This window comes from Shouchella xiaoxiensis, assembly GCF_016907895.1.
Classification (GTDB): domain Bacteria; phylum Bacillota; class Bacilli; order Bacillales; family Bacillaceae_D; genus Shouchella; species Shouchella xiaoxiensis.
The window spans coordinates 85824-104056 of the sequence record NZ_JAFBCV010000011.1; the positions used below are offsets into that span (position 1 = coordinate 85824).

General features: G+C 38.4%; 20 protein-coding genes, 1 pseudogene and 1 riboswitch. Of the genes and pseudogenes, 6 read left to right on the forward strand and 15 right to left on the reverse strand.

All coding sequences use genetic code 11. The features are described from left to right. Nucleotides 1–11: 11 nt before the first annotated feature. From JOC54_RS16145 to JOC54_RS16160, 4 genes and pseudogenes are all read right to left on the reverse strand, one after another. Entirely contained in the window at nt 12–1073 is a 1062-nt protein-coding gene (locus JOC54_RS16145) for a zinc-binding metallopeptidase family protein (protein ID WP_204467577.1), read from the reverse strand. Between the two features lie 862 nt (nt 1074–1935). After that, nucleotides 1936–2715: pseudogene (locus JOC54_RS23460) on the reverse strand (ABC transporter ATP-binding protein); the annotation flags it as partial. 15 nt (nt 2716–2730) lie between these two features. After that, complete coding sequence (locus JOC54_RS16155; RefSeq protein WP_204467485.1) at nt 2731–3534, reverse strand: ABC transporter permease; 804 nt, start codon at nt 3532–3534, stop codon at nt 2731–2733. Nucleotides 3535–3697: 163 nt separating this feature from the next. Continuing rightward, nucleotides 3698–4513, reverse strand: coding sequence for a GNAT family N-acetyltransferase (locus tag JOC54_RS16160; RefSeq protein ID WP_204467487.1), 816 nt, complete (start codon nt 4511–4513; stop codon nt 3698–3700). Between the two features lie 125 nt (nt 4514–4638). Here JOC54_RS16160 and JOC54_RS16165 point away from each other — a divergent pair, with 125 nt between their 5' ends. Beyond that, nucleotides 4639–5268 (forward strand): copper homeostasis protein CutC, encoded by a 630-nt coding sequence (locus tag JOC54_RS16165; protein WP_204467489.1) that lies wholly within the window; start codon nt 4639–4641, stop codon nt 5266–5268. 3 nt (nt 5269–5271) lie between these two features. On the opposite strand, the gene JOC54_RS16170 is transcribed toward JOC54_RS16165, so the two are convergent. The 5 genes from JOC54_RS16170 to JOC54_RS16190 form a co-directional block, all read right to left on the reverse strand. After that, nucleotides 5272–5901, reverse strand: a complete 630-nt coding sequence (locus JOC54_RS16170) for a response regulator (protein WP_035418832.1) — start codon at nt 5899–5901, stop codon at nt 5272–5274. Further along, nucleotides 5894–6943 carry a sensor histidine kinase gene (locus tag JOC54_RS16175; protein ID WP_204467492.1) on the reverse strand — a complete coding sequence of 350 codons (1050 nt, stop codon included), beginning with the start codon at nt 6941–6943 and terminating at the stop codon, nt 5894–5896. Before JOC54_RS16175 ends, JOC54_RS16170 begins: the two co-directional genes overlap by 8 nt. After that, nucleotides 6940–7644, reverse strand: a complete 705-nt coding sequence (liaF, locus tag JOC54_RS16180) for a cell wall-active antibiotics response protein LiaF (protein WP_204467494.1) — start codon at nt 7642–7644, stop codon at nt 6940–6942. Before liaF ends, JOC54_RS16175 begins: the two co-directional genes overlap by 4 nt. A gap of 72 nt (nt 7645–7716) precedes the next feature. Continuing rightward, nucleotides 7717–8331, reverse strand: coding sequence for a hypothetical protein (locus JOC54_RS16185; RefSeq protein ID WP_204467496.1), 615 nt, complete (start codon nt 8329–8331; stop codon nt 7717–7719). 18 nt (nt 8332–8349) lie between these two features. Beyond that, nucleotides 8350–8646, reverse strand: a complete 297-nt coding sequence (locus tag JOC54_RS16190; RefSeq protein ID WP_204467499.1) for a lmo0954 family membrane protein — start codon at nt 8644–8646, stop codon at nt 8350–8352. Between the two features lie 277 nt (nt 8647–8923). On the opposite strand from JOC54_RS16190, the gene JOC54_RS16195 reads away from it, so the two are divergent. Next, a complete protein-coding gene (locus JOC54_RS16195; RefSeq protein ID WP_204467501.1) occupies nt 8924–9670 on the forward strand; it encodes a sulfite exporter TauE/SafE family protein in 747 nt (248 codons plus the stop codon). A 29-nt stretch (nt 9671–9699) separates the two neighbouring features. Here the strand turns inward: JOC54_RS16195 and cuyB are convergent, their stop codons facing one another. Further along, nucleotides 9700–10437, reverse strand: coding sequence for a cysteate racemase (gene cuyB, locus JOC54_RS16200; RefSeq protein ID WP_204467503.1), 738 nt, complete (start codon nt 10435–10437; stop codon nt 9700–9702). A 27-nt stretch (nt 10438–10464) separates the two neighbouring features. Then, nucleotides 10465–11703 carry a carboxylate--amine ligase gene (locus JOC54_RS16205; RefSeq protein WP_204467505.1) on the reverse strand — a complete coding sequence of 413 codons (1239 nt, stop codon included), beginning with the start codon at nt 11701–11703 and terminating at the stop codon, nt 10465–10467. Between the two features lie 501 nt (nt 11704–12204). On the opposite strand from JOC54_RS16205, the gene JOC54_RS16210 reads away from it, so the two are divergent. The 3 genes from JOC54_RS16210 to JOC54_RS16220 all read left to right on the forward strand — a co-directional run bounded on the left by JOC54_RS16210 (nt 12205) and on the right by JOC54_RS16220 (nt 13880). Then, nucleotides 12205–13080, forward strand: a complete 876-nt coding sequence (locus JOC54_RS16210) for a LysR substrate-binding domain-containing protein (protein ID WP_204467507.1) — start codon at nt 12205–12207, stop codon at nt 13078–13080. Between the two features lie 134 nt (nt 13081–13214). Then, nucleotides 13215–13475, forward strand: coding sequence for a hypothetical protein (locus JOC54_RS16215; protein WP_035418824.1), 261 nt, complete (start codon nt 13215–13217; stop codon nt 13473–13475). A 105-nt stretch (nt 13476–13580) separates the two neighbouring features. Beyond that, the gene (locus tag JOC54_RS16220) at nt 13581–13880 is read left to right on the forward strand and encodes a hypothetical protein (RefSeq protein WP_035418822.1); all 300 of its coding nucleotides are present in this window, start codon (nt 13581–13583) and stop codon (nt 13878–13880) included. Nucleotides 13881–14132: 252 nt separating this feature from the next. On the opposite strand, the gene JOC54_RS16225 is transcribed toward JOC54_RS16220, so the two are convergent. The 3 genes from JOC54_RS16225 to JOC54_RS16235 all read right to left on the reverse strand — a co-directional run bounded on the left by JOC54_RS16225 (nt 14133) and on the right by JOC54_RS16235 (nt 17101). After that, on the reverse strand, nt 14133–14939 hold the full coding sequence (locus JOC54_RS16225) for a phosphotransferase enzyme family protein (RefSeq protein ID WP_204467509.1): 807 nt from the start codon (nt 14937–14939) through the stop codon (nt 14133–14135). Nucleotides 14940–15005: 66 nt separating this feature from the next. Continuing rightward, nucleotides 15006–15851, reverse strand: a complete 846-nt coding sequence (locus tag JOC54_RS16230; RefSeq protein ID WP_035418819.1) for a bifunctional 5,10-methylenetetrahydrofolate dehydrogenase/5,10-methenyltetrahydrofolate cyclohydrolase — start codon at nt 15849–15851, stop codon at nt 15006–15008. Between the two features lie 54 nt (nt 15852–15905). Continuing rightward, nucleotides 15906–15984: riboswitch (ZMP/ZTP riboswitch) on the reverse strand. A 406-nt stretch (nt 15985–16390) separates the two neighbouring features. After that, complete coding sequence (locus JOC54_RS16235) at nt 16391–17101, reverse strand: sulfite exporter TauE/SafE family protein (protein WP_239586774.1); 711 nt, start codon at nt 17099–17101, stop codon at nt 16391–16393. Between the two features lie 173 nt (nt 17102–17274). On the opposite strand from JOC54_RS16235, the gene JOC54_RS16240 reads away from it, so the two are divergent. Then, the gene (locus JOC54_RS16240; RefSeq protein ID WP_321174445.1) at nt 17275–17388 is read left to right on the forward strand and encodes a YjcZ family sporulation protein; all 114 of its coding nucleotides are present in this window, start codon (nt 17275–17277) and stop codon (nt 17386–17388) included. 65 nt (nt 17389–17453) lie between these two features. Here the strand turns inward: JOC54_RS16240 and JOC54_RS16245 are convergent, their stop codons facing one another. Further along, on the reverse strand, nt 17454–18131 hold the full coding sequence (locus tag JOC54_RS16245) for a DUF421 domain-containing protein (RefSeq protein WP_035418816.1): 678 nt from the start codon (nt 18129–18131) through the stop codon (nt 17454–17456). Between the last annotated feature and the right edge of the window lie 102 nt (nt 18132–18233).

Consider the following 18233-nt stretch of genomic DNA (forward strand, 5'->3'; position numbering starts at 1 on the left):
TGTCTTTTGCATCATTTAGGTAGAGATACAGGCTTTACGTCTTGATCAACCGTTAGTTTCTGAATAAAACCAACTAATAGGTCAATTTCTTGTTCCATATCCTGCAAAGAGGCTACTTCCCTTGGCGCATGCATATAGCGAAGAGGAAGAGATACGAGCGCAACTGGCACACCTTTGCCTGTTAAGCGAAGCTGGTCCGCATCCGTACCAGTTCGTCTCGGCGTTAATTCATATTGTAGAGGGATGTCTTTCTCTTTCGCCACCGTTTCAAGTAGGCGATTCATTTTTAAATTTATTGGAGCGCCTTTAGCAAGTACAGGTCCTTTGCCCAAACGAACATCTCCATGCTTTTGTTTGTTGACACCGGGATAATCGGTTGCAAACGTTACATCAATTGCAATCGCCATGTCTGGTTTTATTTGCGCACCCGCAAAATAGGCTCCACCCATATTGGTTTCTTCGTTAACTGTACTAACACCACAAACACCAACGTCAGGGCGCTCAATTGCCAGACGCCTTATTACTTCCGCAACAATAAACGAACCCGTTCGATTGTCTAAACCACGTCCGCTTATGTAGCTATTCATCTTCATAGGCTCAACTTCATAGGTTACAGGATCACCAATCTGCACACAATTCTTCACCGTTTCTGCCGATTGAGCCCCACAGTCAATAAATAAATCATCCATTGAAAAAGAATCCGAGGCTCCGCCATGATGCTCTGCATTTGTTCCCATCACACCGCTCATTATTCCATTTTTGCCGTGAATTTGCACAGACATTCCTAGAGCTGGTTTGTGACTAATCCCTCCAAGTTTTTCAACAAAAACGAAACCGTTCTCATCAATTGATTTCACGAGGAAGCCTATTTCATCACAATGTCCAGCAAGTAGAACTTGGTAAGGAGAATCGGGGTTAATGCGGGCAATGGCATTTCCAGCATTATCTGTTGCTAGTTCATCTGCAGCATCCTTCAGATCGTCTAACCATTTGCTTTGAATAGTCGCTTCATGTCCTGATGGGGACGGTATTTTTAATAGCTCGATTAATTTAGATTCGTCCACAGAAATCAGTCCTCTTCTATTAATTGTTTGAATAGATATAAGCCCAGCTCAACGTTTCATCTAAAATAATATGCTGGTTTCCGACTTGATAATTACTTGTGTTTTCGTGCATCATTTGGTCTCCCTTTAAAGGGATAAGGAGGGCAACAATTGTTCCAAGCTCATTCACTTTGTACTGAATGCCCGTTTCAGTCTCGTAGTAGCCGAATCCATATTCATCTGCCGTCAGAAAATTGACTTGGTTAAGAACAGATTCTAGGCTCTCACCGATATAGGCAAGAGAAAAAGGTAAATAGAGCCTTACATCCTCAGACAAAAACGGTTCCATTCTGTCCCAATCAACATCAAGACCCTTATCTTCGATTAAAAAGAGATCCTCTTTTTTTAGAAATAAATCATCACCATCATTTTCAGTCACAACAAGGCTATTAGACTGATCATGTCCAATAACCTTAACTTCAGTTCCAAACGGCACATACAACTGGGGTGTTTCTAAATCCGGTTCTGTATAAATAGCTGTTTCAGCTGCTTGAACAACTGCATCAATGCTTGATTCGTACAAAACAAGCTCATTAAGCTCTTCTAAAGGAGCATTGACGCTCTCAACCATCTGCTCCTCATGAACACTCGCTTCGCTCGATCCAATCGATTCCAAAAATGGCTGTAGAGCAAGTAAATAAGCTGCTAACAAAAAAACCGTCAAAAACAATGCTAATTGGGTAAAAAATAAGACCGCCTGAACTCCACGTTTGTCATCCTTTACTTTACGAGCTTTTTTTCCTTTTTTGCTCTTCCTTAAAGGCGCTTGATCCGGATCGTAAGGTCGTTCTTCTTCCTCGGTTTCGATTGAATCTAACTGGACAGACCGCAGTTGCTTGAGCTCTTGTTTATGGGCCTTTTTTTCAACTTTTGGTAATTTGTTAAACCATTTAATATATTCTTTATAACTAGTTATGACAGACTTTGTTTCGCCAAAATCGCGAACTTCTCCATTGTGGAGCCACAGGACACGATCTGACAGATTTTTTACCTCTCTAATATTATGGCTAATAAAGATAATTGTTTTTCCTTCAGCTTTAAATTCATTAATTTTGTCCTTACACTTTTTATAAAATGTCTTATCGCCAACGGATAAAGCTTCATCAACAATCATAATATCAGGATTTGTATGGGCCGAAATGGCAAACCCTAGTCTTGACTTCATTCCAGATGAATAATTTTTAACTGGCTGATTTATAAAATCACCAATATCAGCGAACTCTTCAATAGAAGGCATCAATTCAGTAATTTGTTTTTTATTAAAACCATGCATTAAACACTTCTGTTCAATGTTTTCGTAACCATTTAAATTATTGCTTAGTCCAACATTAATTGCAATTAATGATGTCTCACCACGAATATCCATCTCTCCTTCAGTAGGAGGAATGACACTCGATAGGATGTTTGATATTGTTGATTTTCCCGAGCCATTAATTCCAACAATCCCGATTGTTTCGCCTTCAAAAATCTCAAGCGAGATATTTTTAAGTGCATAAAAATCGCGGTTCTGTTCTCTCATTTTCGGAAAGAACATCGCCTTTAGTTTCTCAACATTGTTATGAAACAATGTATATTTTTTTGATACACCTTCTAATTTAATCTTAGGGTTCATCAACAATTGCCCCTTTTATAAGTAATCCACAAAGCTATTTTTAAATTTATTAAACACATGCGCACCAACAAATCCAAGAATCAAAATACCTGACCAGAAATAAATCATATACGTTAAATCTTCAAAAAACCAAGTACCACCAATAAAAGAATCCCGGAAACCATTAATAATGTAGTAAAACGGATTTAACTGTAAAATGGGTAATAAGCTTGCAGGCATTGCACTTGGAACCCAAATGATTGGACTGAGAAAGAACATCATTCGCATCGCCGCTTCTAAGAGCTGAAAATAATCGCGAACAACTGTCGCAAGTGTTGCACTTAATATTGTAAAAACGTACAAAAATGCATATAAACACAACATATAGTAAGGCAATTGAAGTAAATAAATACCTGAGAAAATTGAATAAATCGCTAAGACGATGCATAAAATCCCCAGCATAACAAAGAAGCTAATTGAGTTTCCAGCTATAACAATTGATGGTAAAACACTAACTGGAAACTTCATCTTAGAAACCATTTTAATTTTTTTATATATGCTATCAGACCCTTGCAGCACAGTTGGCAATATAAAAAACCAAGGCACTAGACCACAGATTAACCAGACGAAAAACGGAGTGTCTCCAACATCTTGTCCTTGACGTATACCGAGACCAAAAATAACAAAAAAGACCACTACCTGCATAAGCGGACTAAATACTTGCCATAATGCACCTAAATAATGAAGCAAGAATTTACTTCGTTGTTCAAACGCAGCCAGTCTTAAAATCAAATGTTTGTTATCATACTGCTCTTTTAGCAGGTGTAAAACGGCTTTCATAGCTTGTACTCCTTGATTTCTTTAGTGAATTTCCAAAACACTGTAAGCAAACATGCAAATTGCACTTACTCATCATATCACTTACTACATCGTTTCGCCATTTTCACTTTAAATATTATAAGTGTCAATATTATTACGATTACATTAAAAAGCATCTGGTCAGCTAGATGCCAGATGCTACATATTCTTTATCGAATTGATACATTACCCATCGATCAATATCCTCAAAGCCAATCCGCTTGTAAATAATCCCAGCCTCTGGGTTATCATAAAATAAACAAGCCTCTTTTCCTTCAGAAAACAATTTGCTACATAATTGATAAACGCAAGCAGTGGCGTACCCTTTTCGTTTATGTGTTTGCAATGTTGCTACTCCGACAATCATTGCTGATGCAGAATTTTCGGCAGTCGTTGATGCACTCGCAACAATACGCCCATCTTGTTTTATTACAGTGGCACGGGAAAATCCATTCGCCAAGTCCTCTTGTTTCTTTTTAATCGTTGTTGGGATTGAATTAGCAAATTCGGGAATCTCTTTAAGAAAACAAAGCAACCCTTCGGCGTCAGCTACAGACGCTAGTTCAATTGAAGATGTATCAACCCGTTGATTGTTTTCTAGTTGACTACACTTCGCATAATACAATTGACGTTTTGATTTAGCTGTTTTTAAGTGTGGTTCGATCGCTTCTGTCACTTCTTTTAAACCCGACATTGCCTCAAAATGATCATCTTTACCCATAATAGAAGCAAACCCTTTAGCATCAAATGGGCCTTTTGCAAAAGGAATATAATTGGAGTAATATTTAAGTAAAATAGCAATTAACTGATTATCCTGATTAAATTCACCCCAAATCTTTTGAAAATCCTGATCAAAGCCAAATGCTTCAATATCCCCAATAATGAATAAATTCTCCGCAGCTTTTTGTTTTAAAAATTGCAAGCAAGACTCTTTGTCGTCGCTCGTTAAAATACGTATCATAGGCGTCACTCCTCTTGAGGTTTCTCCTATTCTACTTCATTATCTTGTCTAAGGCTAGAAGCGTTTGTTCATTTTTTTCTAAAGGAATTAAACAATATACAGAACAAAACGAGAGGGGAAAAACAGTGTCTGATTTTAAAAGGGAAGTTTGCTTGGAAAATATCACATTATTAGAAAAAGCGATTGCATCAGGAGCAGACCGCATTGAACTATGTAATCAATTGGAGGTTGGTGGGACAACCGTTAGCTACGGGATGGCTCAGTATGCAATCCATCGTTGTGCTGAAGTTTCGATCCCCGTTATGTTGCTCATTCGTCCTCGAGCCGGTGACTTTGTCTTTAATGAGAGTGAAATAACGGTCATGCTCTCCGATATAAAGCAATTGAAAGAGCTAAAGCCTGCTGGTTTTGTGATTGGCTGTTTAACGCAGGAAAATGCAATTGATTTAATGGCCATGGAAAGGTTAGTATCTGAAGCTCGTCCTCATGAAGTGACGTTCCACATGGCGTTTGACCAGGTTGCTGATCCATACGCTGCGATTGACCAACTTTTTGAGTTAGGCGTTTCACGTATATTAATGCACGGAACAAATTCGGCAATTGAAGACAATTGCGCTCAGATTGCTTCCTACATAGCTTACGCAGCAAACCGATTGATTATCATGCCAGGTGGCGGCGTAACAACACAAAATGCCTTGCTACTACACGAAGCAACTGGAGCAAAGGAGCTTCATGGCACCAGACTGTTATGGTGATCGTCACTTTTGAAACAATTGCTCATTAAAAGCATAGATAACTGCCTGAGTGCGGTCTTCCACGTTCAATTTCGACAAAATATGACTAACATGCGTTTTAACTGTCTTAATCGTAATAAATAGCGTTTCAGCAATTTGCTGGTTCGTTTTCCCGTTAGACATCAATTTCAGTATCTCTAATTCTCGGTTCGTAAGTGCTTGATGTAGGGGCGTCTCCGCTGTAAAGGCGGAGATCATTTGCCCTTGCACTTTAGCATCAAGCACGGATTCACCATTGTTTGTTTTTCGAATCGCATCTGCAATTTGCATTGCACTCGACGTTTTGAGAACATAGCTCAAAGCGCCAGCTTCTAGTGCTGGACGAAGCTTATCACTGTCAACAAAGCTTGTAACCACAACGATTTTCGCTTGAGGCCAACTCGCTTTTATTCTTCTCGTTGCTTCAATCCCATCCATTTCGTCCATGACCAAATCCATAACAATGACGTCTGGTTTCAAATTAAGTGCTTTCTCAACACCCTCTAATCCGTTTTTTGCTTCGTCTATTACATGGATATCTTCTTGCGTTGATAAAAAAGCAGAAACACCTAGACGGACTGTTTCATGATCATCAACAAGCAATACGTTAATCATTCAGCTCATCTCCTTCCACAATGGGCACCTTCACTTCAACACTTGTTCCTTGTCCTTTAACGCTGATAATCCGCATTGTCCCACCAATCTCTTCTGCTCTTTCCTCTATACCGTTTAGACCATAGCCACCCATAGACTCGGTTCGTTCAAACCCTGTACCGTCATCCGTTATTTTTAAAACAGTGAAGTGATCTAAATTCTCATAAAAGACGCTAATTTCATTGGCGTTTGCATGACGCAACGCGTTAGCAATTGCCTCTTGTGTAATTCGAAATAATTGATCCTCTACTCCTGGCGAAAGAGTTGTATCACTTAAGCGTACGGAAAAAGAAATTGGATGCTTTTCTGCGAGGCTTTGGACAAGTTGTTCAACTCCATCTTTAAAAGATTGATTTTCCAACTGGATTGGTCTTAGTTGCAAGAGCAGAGCCCTCATATCATTTTGGGCATCGTTAACGACTTTCTCAATTTGTTCACAACGTTTCTGTAAACTTTCTACATTACTGTTTTTTTGGTTAACGGCAGCTGACAGTAACATTGATGCTGCGTATAGTTGCTGCGACACTGAATCATGAAGTTCTCTGGCAATTCGATGCCGTTCTTGGAAGACCAATTCATTCTTTAATTCGTTTTCTTTTTCCGTCCACTGGTCGATTACCTTTTGAGATCGATCAGCTTGATTTCGAATACGTTGCTCCATTTCAGTTACGAGTATCGTGGCTTCCTTAAAGTCAATTGATAGTTCTTCAACTTCTTTTTTCCCTGAGCTAAGATGACCTTCACTTAGTTTTTGTACAGCGCTTCTGAATGTTTTAAGCCCTCTTTTCCAAGTGAGAACGACCGTCAAATAAATAATCACAGCAATAAGGAAGAACCATGCAACAAACCAGACAAATAAAGGAATTGGATAATTACCAGGTTCGAAGGAGACTAAGTACGACCATTCAAGAATCTCTTCATTTACCAGATAGCCATAAAATAAAAGCAACGAAACACTAAGTAATAGAAAAACAATTACACCAATCCAACGCATCGTTTTCATCGATACATCACCTCAATATCTCCAGCAACAAGGGATGTATAGATTCTCAAACGGCGAGGAGAATCCGAAAATAAAGGATTTTCTACCGTTACATTTTGATTAAAACCTAGTTCGGCCTGATCAAAGATAGTGGATTGACCATAAAAAGATGAATGATCAATTTGCACCCCAACATCATATGGTACGGAAATTTCAACACGACCAATAAACCCGCGCACAATAACTACCGTATCCCCTTTAGGTAATACCGTATTTTCAAAATGAATTACAGTTGAACCAATTCCCGTTTGAATATTAATGTTGTCACTTGAGAAAATCTGATTGCCAGTACGTTGATCCCCTAAAATGATGTTGCGGAAAAAGGTTTTCTTCCTTGTTTGTATGCCTTCCTCTAAACGAATTTCCATCGTATGAGGATGACGTGCCTTCTCCCAGAAAACGTACATCGTGTAAAACAGCAAAGCAAACAATGTAAGAATGAAAAATCCAGATGACAATAAAGTCAGTATGAAAATAACTAGACCACTGTAAAAAAAGAATTTCCCTTTTCTTTTTTTAATTTTTTTCAACCCATAGTAAATCATTAACGATGATCCTGCTAGAAAAATAAATGGACCTACGCTAATCAGTAATTCCAAAAAAGTAGCAGCAAGTAAGGCAAAGAGGATATACGCCGCAATATCGGTTCGATTTCTTTTCATGTCTTTGCCTCCTTCACTGCTGGTTTATACGCCCTGTTGTATTTGCAATCCTTATTATACTATAGGCGCTCTTCAACCTGTACGTTCAGTTTGGTTTTGTTTTAACTTTTCAATTTCAGCATCAAAATTTAACTGTAACGTTCTTTCTTCTTCCTTGTTCGGTTCAGTCTCTTCTTCATCAAGTCTGCCGTTTTCCTCCGAATAGTATGTCCATTTGGCTGCATCTTTTTCCGCTTTTGTCTCTTCAGATCGCGCAAATTCCGTCAGGTGGATTCGTTTCAATTTTTTTTGGATAAAGAAAAGTTCTCGGCCACGTTCCTCTAATTTTTTTACCCGTTCACGCTGTTCTTCATAGGATTCTTTGTATTCATTAGCAAGCTCTTCATAGCCAGTTATTTCTGCTTGTGCATGTTCAATTAAATCAGATGCATTCGCTTCCGTTGCCACTGCTAACTGGTCTCTTCTCTTCTTGCTCATCTCTTCTGCAGCTTTCCATTCATCCATAAAATAGTATTCAAGCTTACGCTGCTTTTCTATGGTTTGCTTCCACTGCTTCATCTGCTTCTCCATCTTCTTGGAATCTGAATCGAATGTCGTTGATTCCGCTTGGACTGATTTACTACTCTTTTCTAAAACCGACTCAATATCAGCTGTAACCTGATCTTTGATTTGTTTAAAAATAGACATTTCATTCCCTCATTTCATTTAGTCTTCGTATGAATACAGCTTCGTTTCTTTCCATTTTTCGTATAGCTTAATGAGTAAATAAAGCGCAATCACTCCTATAATCCCAGGTAAACTGCTAATCCCCACACACACACCAATCACTAAGATCATCCACCATAAGACTTTCATAACGATGCTTTCACTTAAAGTTGCTTGACGCCACCCTAAATAAGCAAGCGCTGCCCCTACCCCAAGTCCGATTACAGCACCTAGGGAAGATAAGAAAATAATTCCTAGCACGACAGCACCAATAATCATCCACGCCTTTGTCGACATTCTCATCCACCTCCTTCTTCATTTCATATACTTAGTTTACGTTTTTCCTTTTTAATCAGAAACGAGCTTGAGATTGAACTTAAACTAAGACCTGAGACTGATTAATACGTAAACCACCTCTTCTATAACGCACTTTTGAGGTGAAACGCGTCGTACTCATCATATATAAGCGAATGTTTCGGCTCTCTAACAAAATAATTTATAAGGTGTTATACTTTATAAAAAGTCGTTTAGTACATATCACATATCATCTTCTGCGGAATGAGTTGAACCAACTATGTTCTTTCTTGCCATTATCTTTATAGCTGTATTTATTGGGGCCTTCATCCAAGGTGCTACCGGACTTGGATTAGGGCTTGTTATTACAGCGATTCTCCCATTTTTTCTCACAGTCAAAGAAACAACCTTACTTGTTCTTTCTTTACTTGTTATTTCTGGTTTAACAGTCACCTTTAAGCATTATAAGCATTTGAAATGGAAAGAAATAATAGGCTTTCTTATTATTGTGCTGATCGGTCGCTTGATTGCTTTTTTCATTCTTGCTCAATACGGCGAAATGGACTTTTTAAAAACATGGCTCGGTGTTGCCCTTTTACTCATTGTCTTCTATCAAATGAGCTTAGCAAAAAGCCTTAAAAAAATTGGTGATTCCACTCAGAGCAAGAGAAGGGTATTACAAGTCGGACTCGGGTTAGCATCCGGTATTATCGGCGGTGTTTTTGGGCTTGGCGGACCCTTTCTAGTTATCTACTTCTTGCTTATTTATCCCACCCATAAATTCTCATATATTGTGAGTGTGCAGGCAGTCACAACAGTTGCGAGTATCTTCTCTGTATCCATACATGCTGTGAATGGTGATTTTTATCCCTCTTTTCTTACATACTTTCTTGTTGGGATTGTCGCTGTATTAATCGGTACCAATTTGGGTTTACGTATTTTTGAACGCGTAAACGTCAAGCTTGTAAAGCGATTTACATTTGCTTTAATTTGTATTTCTGCTATCAATATCATCCTGTTCGCATAAAAAAAGCATCAACCCGTGGGTTGATGCTTTTATGACGTCATTTTTGACCGCTGTACTTCTTTTTTTACATTTTTCCCCCCGCGTTCAATTGTCGTTTCAACTAAAACACGCTGGGCATCAATAACCGGGAAGCCGTGTAGTGGAGCGGTGTCTTCAATATAGGATAGTTCTGTACAGCCAAGAATGACAACATCGCAACCATATGAAGACATTTGCGCTAATACATAGTTATATGCTTGGTAATCAATTGGATCGCCATTTTTCACTTGATCAAAAATAAGCGCATTGACCGTCTCCTGCATCCAGCTAGGAGGTGCATAGCTTGTTAACCCAACTCGCTCAAGCTCACTTTGATAGAGATGTGCTTGCACAGTTCCTTCTGTAGCCAGTATCCCTACTTGCTTTGCTTTTGGATTGTTTCGTTTAATGGCGCCAACCGTTTCACGGATCATGTGCACAATCGGAACGTTCGTTTGTGCTTGTAGCTCATCATAAAAATAGTGGGCTGTATTACAAGGAATTGCAATAAAAGAAGCACCAGCCTGCTCCAGCTGTTTGACATCATCCACTAGCATTGGCAATGGATTCTCAGCTTGATCCGGCTCAAGTATATATGCTGTACGATCAGGTATGGATGAATGGTGGAACAGCAAAATATTTAGGTGGTCTTGATCACACGAAGCATCGGTTTGATCAACAATGCCTTTCATAAAGCTAATCGTCGCTTTAGGACCTAACCCACCTATTACACCAACCGGATTATCCAAAATGGATCTCTCCTTCCTGCAAGAACATTATTTATTAATTGGCGGAAACTTGCTGAATTTACGATAGTAATTAATCTTCGCCGCATTTTCATAAAAGCGACGCTTTAAGTTTTTACCGGCACCACTGTAATCAAGTGGTGATTTCACCTGCTTGTTCCGATAAAACTCTTTTACAATTTCTTTAAGCTTTGGATCTTCCACATATTTTAGCAACAAGTTTTTTGGAACAACAGAAAACAAGACTTCTTCTTGCCCTGTTACTGGTTCAATACGTTCATTATATAGAAAATCTTTTACGTAAAACTCGGCCGTATTATTTCCACCAGCCGTTACGTAATAATTGCTTCGCCCAAGGCGTGCATTCAGTTCAAAAAATTTATACTTGCCATCACGTTCGTCGTATTTTAAATCAAAGTTGGAAAACCCGACAAAGTTCATGTGTTCAATCAACTTCTTCGCTTGTTTGCCAACTTCTTCATTATTCATTGTCCGAATAACGACAGGGTTACCAATCGCGCTTGGCGTGTGATCTTCAAGCAATGTCTGTCCAAATGAAGCTAACTTCGTTTCACCATCTTGAGCTGTATAGCAGGTCAAGATATGCATAGATGTATCATCACCAGGGACAAACTCTTGCATAATAATTTCTTCCTGATAACCACCATTGCGCATTTTTTGTACATAAGATTTCAGTTCTTCTTCATTTTGAGCAAAATAGACTTTATTTTTTCCAGCAAATGATAGCGGCGAGAAGTAAATGCTTCTAGCGGGCTTAATCACAACAGGGTAGGTAAATGGAATCTCCGCCACCTCTGTTTCGTTTGCAGGAATTGTATGTTGTTTTGGATAATCTAATCCCAATTCTTCACATAGCTCATAGAACTTCGATTTATTTGTTAGAATATCGATATTTTCTCTTGTTGTATAAGGGACCATCCACTCGTCAGATGACAGAAATTCACGTATGGCGATAATGCGATCTACGTTTCCATCATCTGTTGCAATAAGGAATTTCGGGATATTCGCGTACGTTGTCTCAATCTCAGAAACAAGGTTTAGCAATTCTTTCTCATCTGTATAATTAGGTCTCTCAATTGTTTCAAGTATTGGCGCATGACTAATCGGACCTGATACATTACTGCTGATAACGATTGATTTTACATAATAAGCTTCATGAAATGATCGGGCAATGCTATAGACACCAAGATTTCCTCCCAGAATTACAGGGATAAATGGTTGGGATGCTACTGTCTCTGAACGGTTCAAAATCGTCCATCCTCTCTACTATCAATAGAATTATGCATAGGTAGAGTTTAAGCGTTTCTACTTTATCGCATTTAACTATGAATAAGCATACATGAGTTTCACTTATTGGTAAATGCCTTATATAGAAGAAAAACAACAACAACCTCAATGTTAGCGCTTACTCAAACTAACATCCAAATAAAACACAGTTAAAGAACCCGTGTGAAGCGTTTAAAAGAGCTCCCTCTTCAGTCATTCATCTTCCAACAAAGAAGCTGTGCTTTCATTAATCGATCAAGATTACAAGAAGTTTACTCCGCCTTCGTTACACCATCATATAAAATAAAAGCTGTATTTCTGTATACCCAGACCATTACAGTGCAAGTATAGAACGAAATGTTGTAACTTCTGCTACCGGACAATTGTAGCCACACCTCATTTAACCGTTCCATAAGCAAGTAAAAATCAAAGCGAGTATGATAAAATACATTAACAATTCAAATAGATGAAAGAGGCTCAATTATGCACATGGACGAGCTAGAAACGTTTGTAGCTCTTGTAAACGAACGTAGTTTCACAAAAGTCGCTTTAAAAAAATCGATATCTCAACCAACAGTCTCGGTTCACTTAAAAAATTTAGAACGCGAGTTTTCCACTACTTTACTAACGCGTACGACAAAACAGCTTCATCTAACTCCTGCAGGGGAACTTTTTTACCAAGAAGCATTAGTCATGCTTCACTCCTACAAGCGCCTGAAAGATACTCTTCATTTACGAAAAACTGAAGTAGCTGGACTGTTAAAGATTGGCGCTAGCTTCACGATTGGAGAATATCTCTTACCCGGTATTTTGGCGACCATGCAACAGCAATACCCAGACCTCGAATTTGAAATTACAATTAACAATACAGACGCGATCGTTAAAGCCGTTCACCAATTTGATGTTGAAATAGGCTTAATTGAAGGGACAAGCTTAGTAGAAAATGTGACTCAAACACCTTTTAAGCGTGACCGATTATTAATTGTAACTTGCTCAAATGATCATTCTCTTTATTCAACAATTGACCATTTGCAATATCAGGCTTGGGTAATTCGTGAAGAAGGCTCTGGTACAAGACGTTCATTTGACCATCTCATTCAAGCGAATCAACTAGTAGTCGCCTCTTCACTCGTTATTAGTTCCACCCAAGGAATAAAAGAAAGCGTCAAAAATGGATTAGGATTAGCCTTGCTCTCAGAAGCGACGATTAAAGAAGAATTAAAACATGGCACCTTGAAAGAAATAAACATACCTGACGTTTCTGAGACACGCTCTTTTTCCTACGTCATCAATAAAGAAAGTCCTCTCGAGAAAAATGCACATGCTCTCATTAAAGAACTTCAGAAAGAAGAAGCCTAATCGGTTTCTTCTTTTTTTATAGCAATTCACCTATTCTAGTAAAAACAAGCGCATGTACCGCTTCTATTGCCTATGCAACAAGCGCGCTTCTACATACATTATTAACATAGCAAAGAGAAAGGAGGTTCACTTCAATGGGATATGGATACGGAGGAAGCTACTCTAACTATTCTTACGGCAACTCACAAAACTGTGACTGTGATTCATTCTTTAAGAATATTGCTCGCGGTGAGTTTGTAAAAGTGTTATTAAAAGGTGGCGGTCACGTTAAAGGTGAGTTTGTTGACGTTCGTGGTAACGTTGTTACTCTTGCTAACGCTGACTGTTATGACAAATGTAAAAAAACGAGAATCATTACAATCTGTTGTGACGACATCACTGCAGTAGAAGTTTAATGAGAAAAGCTACAAAAATTGATGAATCTAGCTTGATTCTCTCGCCTACACAGTAAGAGAGTCCGAGCATATTGTAAAAGTATAGTATGGAAAGGAGGAAATTAAATGAGTTGGGGAAATTCTTCTTACGGATGTGGATGTAATTCTTACGGAAACTATGATAACAACAACTACGGTTCTGATTGTAACTGTGACTCTTTCTTTAAGCACATCGCACGCGGCGAGTATGTAAAAGTCATCTTAAAAGGTGGCGAAGCTGTAAAAGGTAGCTTTGTAGCAATTAAAGGCGATACAGTAGAACTAGCAAACGCAGACTGTCATCATGAGAGCGATTGTAAATGTGACAAGAAAAAAGTAAGAATCATCACAATCTGCTGTGACGAGATTGTAGCAGTAGAAGTTTAATAGATAGGAAGAACTCGAGTGCATGATGCGCTCGAGTTCTTCTTTTTTGGATAGCATGATTGCTTTTCTAACTATGAAATGATTTTAATAAACAATCAAAAATTCTATTTTCACCCGAAACAGAACTCCCCCTAGTTAAACCATCAATGGTTCATTCTTTAAAATGTGATGCCTCATCGTACTTAACGCTTGTTGTAGTTCTTTTCCACCTTTAGCGTGCAAAGATAGATAGAGATAGGAATAAATCTCTCTTTAGCACAAAAAGAAAGGCAATTGCTCAATTTGATGTTCCGTTAGAGGATGCTCACTTCTGTATCCTTCAATGAAACGTGTTGAAAATTCTTTAAAGCGTTTACTCCGTTCACTCGAATGCACCGTTTGCATGGCATGGTAAATGGCAATCGCGATATCATAAATGTACCAATGGTATCTCACATCGCCAAAGTCGAGTAAATACATTTTCTCTCGCCAAAGATGGATGTTCTCATGGTGGAGGTCATGGTGAATGACGCCGTACTCTTTCTCTTTCTTCGTTAATTGTTGCAGCTGTTTCATAAACCAATTCCATTTTTGCACCAATTCAGAATCAAATTCTTTGGAAATGACTTCAAATAAAGTTTCCTCTTCCCATTCCGGGAATACAACATTCTCATTCGTACGTTTAACAGCAAGTAGATGATGAAATTGTCCCATGCTCTTTCCCCATAACAGAACCCAATTAGGATTCTTCTTCCACTCAGTTAACGGTCCACCACCAATTTTATCCATCGCAAACGCATAAAACAGTTTCTGATTGTCTGCTATTGCTTCTACCTTATTACCCGAAACAGAACGAAGAATCTCAGCCGTACGAACTCCTGCATCTTTGATTAATTCCAATGTATTTACTTCATCTTGCACGTTTTCCTTCTGTACATCATTTTGTTTGTAACACTTAAGAACATACTCCTGTTGATTTTGAGTAAATTGGTATACGTTCTTGTTAAAGCCACCAATTAAATGCACGGAGTTTTGGTCTGCACCGTATTGTCTTGCGAGTTTGTTTATGATTGAATCCATGCTTCACCACCTCTCCATCTTCCTACGAGTAAAAAGGACGTACCGTTACAACGAAACCACCTGTCCTTAGGACAGGTGGTTTCGTTTTGCGGATTCGACCGTGTGTTTTAGCAATGTAGCAATAGTTACTGGTCCTACTCCACCAGGAACAGGTGTAATGGCTGAGGCTTTTTCTGCACAGCCTTCATAATCACAATCACCCACATTACCCTTATTGTATCCTGCATCAAGAACAACGGCCCCTTCTTTAATCCAGCTTCCTTTAATAAACTCTGGTTTTCCAACAGCAGCAACAACGATATCTGCTTGCTGCACATGGGAACTCACATCACTTGTACGTGAGTGACACGTTGTAACAGTCGCGTTTTTATTTAACAGCATTTGTGAAACCGGTTTTCCGAGAATCGGACTCCGTCCAACCACTACCGCATGTTTTCCTTCAATGTCTATCTGATAAAAATCGAGTATTGCCATAATGGCTGCAGGTGTACATGATGGGTAGTGCGCAAATCCAAATGCATTTTGAGCAAATCCAAGTGTTGTTACGCCATCTACATCTTTCTCAATGGCAATTGCATCAAATGCGGCTCGTTCATCGATCTGGCTCGGTACAGGATGTTGCAATAAAATGCCATGCACTTGTTCATCGTTATTTAACATGTTTATTTGCAACAACAGTTCTTCTGTTGTTGTCTGCTCAGGCAATTCAATTTTTCTTGATTCAATGCCAAGTTTTTGGCAGGCATTCCCTTTCATTCTGACATAGGTTGCTGATGAAGGATCATCACCTACAAGAATTGTAGCTAAACATGGAACAATTCCTTTTTGCTTAAGTTCTTTTACATCATCGGCTAAAGAACGTTTAATATCATTCGCTACTTCTACTCCATCCAATTGTATGGGCTGCTTCATTCAAACCATCCTTTCTTATTTGAACGTTCTAAAAAGGTAACTCTCCTTGCAAATTACCTCTGCCCAGGCGCACGGCTTTTTTATTCTATGCTTCCTCGTGGTTATCCACATTGCGCCAGTCACATAGAAAATACACGTTTTCAATAGTAGTTTACCACATAATGAGAAGAATTTGCATTTTCAACGACTGATTTCCGAACAAAAACACATTCTATCAATCTATTCGTACGTTAATTATCGAATTTTTCTACTGATATCGCATACATCTTGGGTCTTATTAGAATGTCTCTGCCACACCCTAAAAAGGAAACCCTGTTTTTTTTGTAAATTAGTCTTGTTCTCCTTATATTTTTTCAATAGAATAAGAAGAAAGAATACTTCGATTAGGAGGTTAACTTACTTGCATCTTCTACTAACAAAAACCGCTCGAATCCTTTTCGGTGCTTGCATCGGTGCTGTGTTTGGAGCAAGCCTCTACCTTCTATTAAATTAAAAATCGTCGTATCAGTTTGATTAACTGGTACGACGTTTTTTTATGATCAAATTGCTTCAAGAAGTAAGCTTATTCCCGCTACTAGTAACAATACATACGTAAGTTTCCGAAAAAATCCGACGTTAATGCGCTTGAACACTATTTGACCTAAAACAAGCCCAATTAAAACAAATGGGAGTGCATACGCACTTAACACCCATACTTCCCTTTGAATACCAACCAGAAGGTATTGTAGAAACAAGCTAATTGGATAGATAATCATAAAAAAACATAATGTTGTTGCTCGAATTGATTCTTTAGTCATGCGTGCACTTGCAAAATAAACAATAAGTGGTGGTCCTGGCATACCAATGCTTGAAGTGAGCATTCCTGATAAACTTCCTACTGACAGGTCTCTGGCACTGGTTTGTGTTACCGTCACGTTCCTTACCAATAAAAACGTAACAGCGAGCAATAAGAGGCCAACAGCTATCTTAACAAATTGTTCGTTTACTAAATATAATAATCCTACCCCAAGCGGAGCGCCAATCAAGCTGCCCCAAATCAAACGTTTTACTAACGGAAAATGAATATCCTCCTTAACTTTATAAAGTAAAATAAGTGAAATGATAATGGATAAGACCAAGTTCAATTGAATCGCTGTTTCAGGTACAAACAGCATAAGTAAAAAAGGGGTTGCAATGATTGAAAACCCAAACCCCGTGCTTGTCTGCAACAATGAGGCGACAAGTACAATACTAATAAATAACAAGCTCATGACTTCCTCCATTCCTTGCCCACTCTCACTGTACCATTTCTTAATCGAGTGAGAAAGAAACCCTATGTATTCAAGTCTAAAAAGGTGCTAAATTTTCTTATAAAAAAATACAAACCTTTTTTATGCTCGTTGCATACCTTGATATGGAGAAACGCAGGAAGGGGGCATGCCAAGTGTCATACGCAGGCGGTTACGGAGCTGGCGGTGGATTTGCATTAGTTGTTGTTCTATTCATCTTGCTTATCATCATCGGAGCTTCTTATGTAGGTGGCGGGTACGGTTACTAAGATTTCTTTGTAAATGAATGTACAAAAAACAGAAGGTGACCCGATTTCTTTACGGGCACCTTCTTTTACATTTTCTCAATAAAGATGCCTTCGTCATGTTTCCATTCTAAATAAAAAATATCTTCATAATGATCAATTCGTTGTTGATAAAGCTGTTTATCTAACCAGTTTTGATCAAACCCTGCTTTCTGTACATTTTCCCAGTCAACGATTCCATCATTAATAAATGTTACGGGTAAGTACACAGGCTTTTCTTCGACTTTTAAATCTTCATAAGTCGGTTTATCATATTGTTGTTTTTTTAGCACACTAATTGTGCCATCCGTTTCTAAAACGGCGTAAGCTACTTCTCGGACTGAGAAAGCATCTTTTTGTCTTAATAAATGTTGTAATTGATTGATATCAAGCTTATTCCGCTTCATTTCTCTTCGACTTAAATGTCCATTCTGAATAATAATTGATGGATTTCCTTCAAAGAACTTTCTTGTTTTGCGAAACCGTTGCGTGGACCACTCGATTACATAAAGAAGCAATCCCCAAATAAAAACTGAGAATAGTATTGTCCCTATTCTTGTTTCATTGTCATAAATGGCGTTTCCAACAAGCTCACCTAATATAAGAGCGGATATAAAATCAAAAGGTGTAATTTGCGCAAATGAGGTTTTTCCCATAACCTTCGTTAATATAAGTAATGCAAAAAGTCCAATCGTTAGTTCCAGTGTGGTTTGAAGTAAATTAGCCACTAAGACCCCCCTAATTCAGTTTCTTTTAACTATCATGGTCAAGAAACAGGCTAAACAGACATCATTATTTTCCACAATTATTTAACAAAAAATATATATTTC